The sequence below is a fragment of the Leisingera sp. genome (genome assembly GCF_034669605.1).
GTDB lineage: Bacteria > Pseudomonadota > Alphaproteobacteria > Rhodobacterales > Rhodobacteraceae > Leisingera.
The window spans coordinates 1-6,476 of sequence record NZ_JAXMOX010000238.1 but is presented as its reverse complement, the minus strand read 5'-3'; the positions used below and the strand labels follow the sequence as shown (position 1 = coordinate 6,476).

The 6,476-nt window shown below is 59.2% G+C and carries 7 protein-coding genes; 5 read left to right on the top strand and 2 right to left on the bottom strand.

Translation table 11 applies throughout. The annotated features are described in order from the left end of the window. Window positions 1-451: division plane positioning ATPase MipZ (locus VOI29_RS21465; RefSeq protein ID WP_323783534.1), on the top strand; the 451-nt coding region annotated here is incomplete at its 5' end. Between the two features lie 18 nt (window positions 452-469). Here the strand turns inward: VOI29_RS21465 and VOI29_RS21460 are convergent. Both VOI29_RS21460 and VOI29_RS21455 read right to left on the bottom strand, forming a co-directional pair. Continuing rightward, window positions 470-1,702, bottom strand: coding sequence for an adenylate/guanylate cyclase domain-containing protein (locus tag VOI29_RS21460; protein ID WP_323783532.1), 1,233 nt, complete (start codon window positions 1,700-1,702; stop codon window positions 470-472). A gap of 51 nt (window positions 1,703-1,753) precedes the next feature. Continuing rightward, on the bottom strand, window positions 1,754-2,194 hold the full coding sequence (locus tag VOI29_RS21455) for a MarR family transcriptional regulator (RefSeq protein ID WP_323783530.1): 441 nt from the start codon (window positions 2,192-2,194) through the stop codon (window positions 1,754-1,756). 73 nt (window positions 2,195-2,267) lie between these two features. On the opposite strand from VOI29_RS21455, the gene hmgA reads away from it, so the two are divergent. The 4 genes from hmgA to VOI29_RS21435 form a co-directional block, all read left to right on the top strand. Continuing rightward, entirely contained in the window at window positions 2,268-3,623 is a 1,356-nt protein-coding gene (gene hmgA / locus VOI29_RS21450; RefSeq protein ID WP_323783528.1) for a homogentisate 1,2-dioxygenase, read from the top strand. A 108-nt stretch (window positions 3,624-3,731) separates the two neighbouring features. Beyond that, entirely contained in the window at window positions 3,732-4,988 is a 1,257-nt protein-coding gene (gene fahA, locus VOI29_RS21445; protein WP_323783526.1) for a fumarylacetoacetase, read from the top strand. An 11-nt stretch (window positions 4,989-4,999) separates the two neighbouring features. Continuing rightward, entirely contained in the window at window positions 5,000-5,950 is a 951-nt protein-coding gene (locus VOI29_RS21440) for an MBL fold metallo-hydrolase (RefSeq protein ID WP_323783524.1), read from the top strand. A gap of 150 nt (window positions 5,951-6,100) precedes the next feature. Then, window positions 6,101-6,476 (top strand): FAD-dependent oxidoreductase (locus tag VOI29_RS21435; protein WP_323783523.1); only part of this gene is annotated, 376 nt, incomplete at its 3' end.

Sequence of the window (6,476 nt, the reverse complement as noted above, 5' to 3'; positions counted from 1 at the left end):
ATCTTCACTGGCCGATACGCTCATCACCCCGCTCAATGACAGTTTTGTCGATTTCGATCTGCTGGCGCATGTAGACCAGAAGGGGGAAGCGATCACCGGACCGTCCGTCTACTCGGAAATGGTGTGGAACGCCCGCCAGCTGCGCGCGCAGGCCGGGCTGAAGCCGATTGACTGGATCGTGATCCGCAACCGGGTCGGCACTCAGCGCATGGTCAACAAGGAAAAGATGGAACGCGCCATCAATATGCTGTCCAAGCGGATCGGCTTCCGGGTCGCACCGGGCTTTTCCGAGAGGGTCATCTTTCGCGAACTGTTTCCCCGAGGGCTGACCCTGCTGGACCTCAAGGACATTGGTGTCAAGCAATTGAATATTTCCAACATTGCCGCCCGGCAGGAGCTGCGCGACATGATGAAGGAAGTGAACCTGCCGGGAGTCGAAATCAGTATCTGATCCTGTTCCGGCTGTAGTTCAGCGATCGCAGCCGCATTTACCGCGGTGTATGGTGTAAAGCTCAATCGGTTCAGCCACTCCGCGCAGCATGTAGCGGCCCAGCGACACCAAATCATGATTGGTGCCCTCGGCCGCTTTCCGTACGTCTTCGGACATGATGATGCTTTGCCCGACTGAACGGTGCATCCCGGCAATCCGGGCGGTCTGGTTCACCGCTTGCCCGATTACGGTGAAATCCAGCCGGTTTTCCGCACCGATGTTGCCATAAAGAATGGTTCCCGCGTGCAGCGCCAGGGTAAAGCCAGCTGTGGGGAGGCCCTGTTCCTCGCGCATCGAATTAAACGCCCGGACCTTGCCACAGAGTTCATTCGCAGCGGCAAGAGCGGCATGGGCGTCCTCCTTAATGCTGCCCAGATTGAACATAGTCAGCATTCCGTCGCCCATAAACTTGAGGATATTGCCGCCATGCGCCTGGATGGATTCCACCGCAAGGCCGAAATAGCCATTCAGCATCTCGATCAGGTCAGTGCCGGGCAGCCGCTCTGCAAGCTGGGTGAAACCTTTGAGGTCAAACAAGCAGATAACCGCATCAATCTGCTGCGAAGAACCACGCTGGATTTCGCCCGACAGCACCCGGCGGCCTGCATCACGGCCCAGATAGACCTGAAGAAGGTCACTGGCCATCTGCCTGTTCGACGAGGATTTCAACGCCAACCCCAGATGCGGCAGAGTGGTGCGGAGCAGATCCAGCTCGCGGTTGCTGAACCCGCCGGGCCGGTCCGTGGACCAGGAAATCAGCATCCCTTCGCTGGGATGACGCGGATCGTTCGGCCCGGCATCCGGCGGCGCAAACCGCACACCCTTTGCAAAGTAATCAGTCGCCCCGCGTTCCCGCAGCTCAGGCAGTAACGGAAATTCCTCTGGGGCGCTGTCCTCGATCCTTTCGCGGAATTCTTCCAGATTATGTTCCAGAATGTGAAAGAACGGGCTGCGCAGCCATTCTTCGCGCGGGGATTCGCGATATTCATAGTGCTCGTAGCTGATGCCATCCGCGCGGGTCCAGTTGAAGCCCAGCCCGCCGAATTTCGGGTGGAAGGCACGCTGCGCCAGATGGAACCGCCATAAGGGCACCCCGGCATCGGCCAGACGCTGACAATATCCTTGCAGCAAGTCCTGCTGATGCGCGCCCTGCAGCCCCTGCTCCATCAGCCAGGCAATCAGCGCTCCGGAATTGACATCGATCTGTATCATGTTTTCACCTTCAATACCGCGGCTCTATTTGGGTATTCCGGCCGCTGATGTCTATGGGGCGATCCCTGCTAAATTGCGCAGCATATACCGCAAAATTGCAACCTCACCGGTGGTGAACCTGGCGCAGATGCTGGTGTCGAACTGCAATGCATATTCCCGCAGATCCATATAGGCAGCCTCCCCCGCCGCCGTGAGCGCCAGATGTTCCGAACGGCGATCGTTATCATCACGAGAGCGGGCCACAAACCGTTTCTCCGACAGCTTGGCCACAGCACGGCTGATTTTGGTCTTGTGGATCTTCGCCCGGTTGCCGATTTCCTTGGCCGTCATCTGCCCGTAGTTGCCCAAGTGGAACAGCACCCTCCATTCCGTTCGCAACATTCCATAGCGGTTCTTGTAGTGTTTTTGGAACCCCAGCGAACTTTCCTCAGCCGCGCGGTTCAGCAGATACGGCAAGAAATCCTGCAAAGCGAAATCATCTTTTTCGTTCATTTTTTACTCCCCTTCCCCTTGTTAGTTACAAAAACAACTAATATTCCGCAAGCAGCAAGAGGAGAAACGCGCGATGAATCTACCCGCCGATCCCCATGAAATGATCCAGGCCCCCTCGATTGCCGGGCCGAACGAGGGCTATATGCCCGGCTTTGCCAATGACTTTGAAACCGAAGCGCTTCCCGGTGCGCTGCCGCAGGGCATGAACAGCCCGCAAAAGTGCAACTATGGCTTATATGGTGAGCAGCTGAGCGGTACCGCGTTTACAGCCGACCCGCCGGAACGGACATGGTGCTATCGCATACGGCCCTCGGTGAAGCATTCGCACCGCTATCAGAAGATTGAACTGCCGTACTGGAAGTCGGCACCCTGCATCGATCCGGATGTGATTTCACTGGGCCAGTACCGCTGGGATCCAGTACCGCATTCTGAGGAAGGCCTGACCTGGCTCACCGGCATGCGCACCATGACCACCGCAGGCGACGTGAACACACAGACAGGCATGGCCAGCCACATCTATCTGATCACCGAAACGATGGTGGACAGCTATTTCTTCTCGGCCGATTCCGAGCTGCTGGTGGTGCCGCAGGAAGGCCGCCTGCGCTTTGCGACTGAGCTGGGCATCATCGACCTGGAACCGCAGGAGATTGCCATTATCCCGCGCGGGCTGGTTTACCGGGTGGAGGTACTGGAAGGGCCGTGCCGCGGTTTTGTTTGCGAAAACTATGGCCAGAAGTTCGAGCTGCCAGGCCGCGGGCCGATTGGCGCTAACTGCCTGGCCAACCCGCGCGATTTCAAGGCACCGGTGGCGGCATTCGAGGACCGCGAAGTGCCGTCCACCGTGACCATCAAATGGTGCGGCCAGTTCCATGAAACCAAAATCGGCCATTCGCCGCTTGACGTGGTTGCCTGGCACGGCAATTACGCGCCTTTCAAATACGACCTGCGCACCTATTGCCCGGTTGGCGCGATCCTGTTCGACCATCCGGACCCGTCGATCTTTACCGTGCTGACCGCGCCGTCCGGCGTTCCGGGCACCGCGAATATTGATTTCGTATTGTTCCGCGACCGCTGGATGGTGGCCGAAAACACCTTCCGGCCGCCGTGGTATCACAAGAACATCATGTCGGAGCTGATGGGCAATATCTACGGGCAGTACGATGCCAAGCCGCAAGGTTTTGTGCCTGGCGGCATGTCGCTCCACAACATGATGCTCCCCCACGGACCGGACAAAAACGCGTTCGAAGGCGCATCAAATTCCAATCTGGGGCCCGAGAAGCTGGAGAACACCATGTCTTTCATGTTCGAAACCCGCTTCCCGCAGCATCTGACTGCATTTGCAGCTAAGGACGCGCCGCTGCAGGATGACTATATCGACTGCTGGAGTGACATCGAGAAGAAGTTCGACGGCACCCCCGGCCTGAAATGAAAATGGTGAGGGGGCGCTGCCCCCTCTGGGCCTGACCGGCCCATTCACCCCCGGAGTATTTCCGGAAAAGATGAAAAGGATCCCTCGGATCCGGAAACTGGAGACACGATGCCTCTGCTGAAATCCTGGGTGGCCTCGGCCAATGATGCGAACCACCCGTTCCCGCTGAACAACCTGCCTTATGGCGTGTTTTCCGTTGATGGCGATGATCCGCGCTGCGGCGTGGCCATCGGCGATATGATCCTGGACATGCAGGCCGCCGAAGAAGCCGGCCTGGTCCAGCTGAGCGATGCGCCGCTGTTCGATGTGCCCTATTGGAATGACCTGATGGAGGAAGGCCCGGCTGTCTGGGCCGCTCTGCGCGCCCGTCTGACTGCGCTGCTGTCCGAAGGTGCTGCCGGGCAGGACATGGTGGAACCGCTGCTGGTTCCCGCCGTGGATGCGGAATTGCACATGCCCTTTGCGGTCAGCGAATACACCGACTTCTATGCCGGCAAGAACCACGCCTTCAACGTCGGCACCATGTTCCGCGGGCCGGAAAACGCGCTGCCGCCGAACTGGCTGCATATCCCGATCGGCTATAACGGGCGGGCGTCTTCCGTGGTGGTGTCGGGCACCGATGTGCGCCGCCCCTGGGGGCAGCTGAAAGGCCCGAACGATGACAAGCCGCGATGGGCGCCCTGCGCGCGTTTTGACATCGAACTGGAGATGGGCGCAATTGTCGGCACGCCGTCGGAAGGCCCGATCTCCGTGCAGGAGGCAGACGACCATATCTTTGGCTATGTGCTGCTGAATGACTGGTCGGCGCGCGACATCCAGGCCTGGGAATACCAGCCGCTAGGGCCGTTCCAGGCCAAGGCCACTGCCAACTCGGTCAGCCCCTGGATTGTGACCAAACCGGCGCTGGAACCCTTCCGCTGCGACACGCCGGAACGCGAGGTGGAACTACTGGACCATCTGAAGGACTGCGGGCCCATGCTCTATGACATTGATCTGGAAGTCACCATGGCGCCGGAGGGCAAGAGCGCGACCACTATCGCGCGGACCAATTACAAGGAAATGTATTACTCAGCCGCGCAGCAGCTGGCGCATCACTCGACCTCGGGCTGCCCGATGAATGCTGGCGACCTTTTGGGCTCCGGCACCATTTCCGGTGCGACGAAGGAAAGCCGCGGTTCGTTGCTGGAACTCAGCTGGGGCGGCAAGGAGCCTATTACGCTGGAGACGGGTGAAGAGCGTTCCTTCATCGCTGATGGCGACACGCTGACGCTGAAGGGCGTTGCAAAGGGCGACGGATACACCATCGGATTTGGCGACTGCAAAGGCACTGTTCTGCCTGCGCTTGAAGATCCCTACGCACGATAAGGAATACCATCATGGCTAAGGCTTTTGCGTCCCAAGGGGACATGACTGAAAAGAAGATCACCTTTGATGAGATCGGGGAAGGGCTTTATGCCTTCACTGCAGAGGGTGACCCGAACTCTGGCGTGATCATTGGCGATGACAGCGTGATGATCATCGAAGCACAGGCCACGCCACGGCTGGCCAACAAGGTGATTGAATGCGTGCGCTCAGTGACTGACAAGCCGATCACTCATGTTGTGCTGACCCATTATCACGCCGTACGGGTGCTGGGTGCCTCCGCCTTTGGCGCGCAGCAGGTTATCATGGGCGATGCAGCCCGCGCGATGGTTGTGGAGCGCGGCCAAGAGGACTGGGACAGCGAGTTTCAGCGTTTCCCGCGTCTGTTTGAAGGCCACGAAAGCATTCCGGGCCTGACCTGGCCTACCACGACTTTTTCAGAAGATATGACGGTCTATCTCGGCAACCGCCGGGTCGATCTGATGCATCTGGGCCGTGCCCATACCGCCGGAGACATCGTGATCCATGTGCCGGACCAGAACGTGATGTTCACCGGCGACATTGTCGAATACCACTCTGCCTGCTACTGCGGCGACGGCCATTTCGGCGACTGGGGCAATACGCTCGACAACATCAAGGCGTTCGACGTGGACGCCATCGCACCGGGCCGCGGTGATGCACTAGTGGGCAAGGAGATGGTCAACGCCGCCATCGAGAGCACCCGCGACTTCGTTGACAGCACCTACCGTCCCGCCGCCAAGGTTGCCGCCCGCAACGGCACATTGAAAGAGGCATGGGATGCAGTGCGCGCCGAGTGCGATCCGAAGTTCGCCGACTACGCGATCTACGAGCATTGCCTGCCCTTCAACGTCGCCCGCGCTTATGACGAGGCCCGCGGCATCGAAACCCCGCGGATCTGGACCGCTCAGCGTGATCTGGAAATGTGGGAGGCCCTTCAAGGCTAACGTTCGGCCGGCATTGCAACCGGGGCGGTTTGATCCAGATCGTATCGCCCCGGCGGAACCTGTGAGACGCTAGACCATCCTCCCGGCGGCCCCATGCCGGGAGACGGTTGAGCTGTGCCGGACGGCACCTGGAATTTGGGAGGAGACCAGATGAACAAGATCTTTGAAGTCCCTTTGTACCCCTACGAGCGTCATCCAGATGAGGACGCCGCAACACCAGTACGCCGCAAGGTAGTGGTGATCGGCGCTGGCCCCATCGGGCTGGCTGCCGCCATCGACTTGGCGCAGCAGGGCACCGAAGTGGTGGTGCTTGATGACAACGACAAGGTGAGCTTTGGATCCCGCGCGATCTGCTTTGCCAAGCGGCCCCTGGAAATCCTCGACCGGCTGGGATGCGGCAAGCCGATGGTGGACAAAGGCGTGCAGTGGAACGTCGGAAAAGTATTCTTTGACGACCGTCAGGTCTATGACTTCAACCTGCTGCCGGAAGAAGGCCACAAGCGCCCCGCCTTTATCAATCTGCAGC